This is a genomic window from Candidatus Binataceae bacterium (assembly GCA_035308025.1).
Taxonomy (GTDB): domain Bacteria; phylum Desulfobacterota; class Binatia; order Binatales; family Binataceae; genus JAJPHI01.
In genome coordinates, this window is the sequence record DATGHL010000043.1 from 1 (window position 1) to 2,269 (window position 2,269).

The following is a 2,269-nucleotide window of genomic DNA, read 5'->3' on the forward strand; positions in this document are numbered from 1 at the left end:
CGCAGCACCTCCGCAAGGCAGGGCGCACACCAGGTCGCCCAGAAATTGAGCAGTACAACCTTGCCGCGATAGTCCGCGAGGCTCACCTGCCTGCGTTCCAGATCCACGCGGGCAAAGTTCGGAGCCGTGCGATGCCCGGAGCCTATATCCACCCCTGCAGCGGGAGAACCGTCCAAGTGAAGGACGAGCACGCTTGCGGCCACGGTACAAATGGCAGTCCCTACTCGCGTTCGGCAGTGCCCCTCCGCGCGCATCGACTTCTTAACGCCCCTTAGCAATCGGGTATCCCAGGGTCACCCAGTTCGTTCCAAAGTCATCCGCAAGATAGAGCACCTTGAGATGGGTGAAACCGAGCGCCGTCAACTCCCGATGTGCCGGTCGGATGTTCGGACACCTGCTCCACGGACAGCAGCCGCAATAGAGGACGACCAACCGATCGCGGGACACTCCCTTCATGCGGTCTCGAAGCGCCTGCAGTCCTGACTCCTGTCCTGCGGCACCGACGTACTCCGACCCCGGAATATGTGCTTCCGCATAGAGCACGTGCGAGCCAACCTGCAGGATCAGCGGTTTCTCGCCTGTGGATGTGCGCAGCATCTGCGCGAGCTCAGCGGGTAGTAGCAGCTGCGCTTGCGGAATGTCGCGCTCCGCGCCCATACAAGGCAGAGACCCGGACGCGAGCAGCACCGCGGCGAGACAAGACCAATGGCCCTTTTCAAAATAAGCCCCCATCCGCATTGAGCTCCTTGAGGCGCACTGGCGAATCGCCCGTTGACGTCGCCCGTAGCATGCTACATCATTCTACTAGGTAATTGAATGTTGCTAGACCGCTCCGTTCACTTTGCCGGCCGATGGGCGGGGTTCCAGGAGGTACGGGCCGATGATACTGCGACAGTTTCTGCACATGGATCCCGTGGCGATCTCCTACCTGTTCGGCTGCGGTGGCAAGGCTAGTGGCGCGGTTGTCGACCCCGTCGGTGACGTCGGCTCCTACCTCGGTGCCGCGCGCGAGACCGGGTTGAAGATCCTCTACGTCATCGACACGCACATTCACGCGGACCATGTCTCGACCGGGCGGCAGCTGGCCGAGGCCGCGGGAGGCGAGTATGTGCTTTTCACCGGGGCGGAAGCCGCGCCGGGGTTTCGGGCGGTGCGCGATCGGGAGCTCTTACCGCTCGGCAACGTGGTTGTCGAAGTCCTCCATACACCGGGTCACACTCCGGAACACGTCTGTCTGCTCGTCACCGATCGCACCAGGAGCGAGGAGCCCTGGTTTGTGCTCACCGGCCATACCCTGATGGTCGGAGACGTGGGCCGTACGGAGCTCGCGGCAACCGCCGAGGAAGGCGCGCGCGCCCTGTTTCGGAGCCTGCAGCGCTTGAGAGCGCTACCCGACTATCTCGAAGCATTTCCCGGTGCGTTTGCCGGGTCCGTGTGTGGAAGGCGGCTGAGCGGCAAGCCGAATTCCACGATCGGCTTTGAGCGCCGGCACAACGCGGCCTTCGGCATCGACGACGAAACGGCTTTCGTGCGCTTCATGCAGAGCGACGTTCCGCCCGCCCCTCCTGGCGCGGCCGAAATTCGCGCCGCCAATGCCGGAGGGGGTCGAAGCGCGGCTCCGAATGGGGAGCCCCGCCCGCCTGGACTCGAGGATTCGCGCGCCCGTGAGAATGCCGCCACATGATGGTTTGGGGCGGAGAGTGGCACGGCATACCACATTGGCGCACCCGTGGGACCTTCTCAAGGAGCGCTATGCACGCGGCGAGATCGACAGGGTGGAGTTCGAGGAGGGCCATCGAGTGGTCGGTGATTGATGGTCCCGAGCCGGCCAGGCGCAACAACGGAGGGGAGCTGTGAAGATTCTAATCATCCTCAACGATGCGCCCTATGGGACCGAGCACTGCTACAACGCCCTGCGGCTCGCGAACTCCCTCGTCAAGAAGGATCCCGCGACCGAGCTGATGCTCTTTCTGATGGCCGATGCAGTTTCCTGCGCCCGGAAGGGCCAGAAGACACCTCGAACGCATGCTCAAACGCTATGCGACCGGGTGCGCACAAGATTGTGCTGTGTGGAACCTGTATGGATGCGCGCGGCCTCGGCGAGTCCGATCTCATGGAGGGCGCTCACCGCGGCTCGATGGATGAGCTCGCTGAGACCACGCTCGCCGCCGACAAAGTCATGGTGTTCTGAGGGACGTTCCCGATGACGAGCGGGACGCCGGGGCAACCCGTCTATTTCGACTACAACGCGAGCACGCCGATCGATCCG

Annotated in this window: 2 protein-coding genes and 1 pseudogene; 2 read left to right on the forward strand and 1 reads right to left on the reverse strand. The window is 63.4% G+C overall.

Annotation, left to right across the window (positions count from 1 at the left end; translation table 11 throughout):
• Positions 1-261: 261 nt before the first annotated feature.
• Entirely contained in the window at positions 262-732 is a 471-nt protein-coding gene (locus VKS22_12965; protein HLW71521.1) for a rhodanese-like domain-containing protein, read from the reverse strand.
• A gap of 148 nt (positions 733-880) precedes the next feature.
• Here VKS22_12965 and VKS22_12970 point away from each other — a divergent pair, with 148 nt between their 5' ends.
• Positions 881-1,684 carry an MBL fold metallo-hydrolase gene (locus VKS22_12970; GenBank protein ID HLW71522.1) on the forward strand — a complete coding sequence of 268 codons (804 nt, stop codon included), beginning with the start codon at positions 881-883 and terminating at the stop codon, positions 1,682-1,684.
• A 169-nt stretch (positions 1,685-1,853) separates the two neighbouring features.
• Positions 1,854-2,191, forward strand: a pseudogene (locus tag VKS22_12975) (DsrE family protein).
• Positions 2,192-2,269: the final 78 nt, after the last annotated feature.

Bases quoted from the DNA above. Each gene is read 5' to 3' on its own strand.
- VKS22_12965 (HLW71521.1), bottom strand. From the start codon at position 732: ATGGGGGCTTATTTTGAAAAGGGCCATTGGTCTTGTCTCGCCGCGGTG.
- VKS22_12970 (HLW71522.1), top strand. From the start codon at position 881: ATGATACTGCGACAGTTTCTGCACATGGATCCCGTGGCGATCTCCTAC.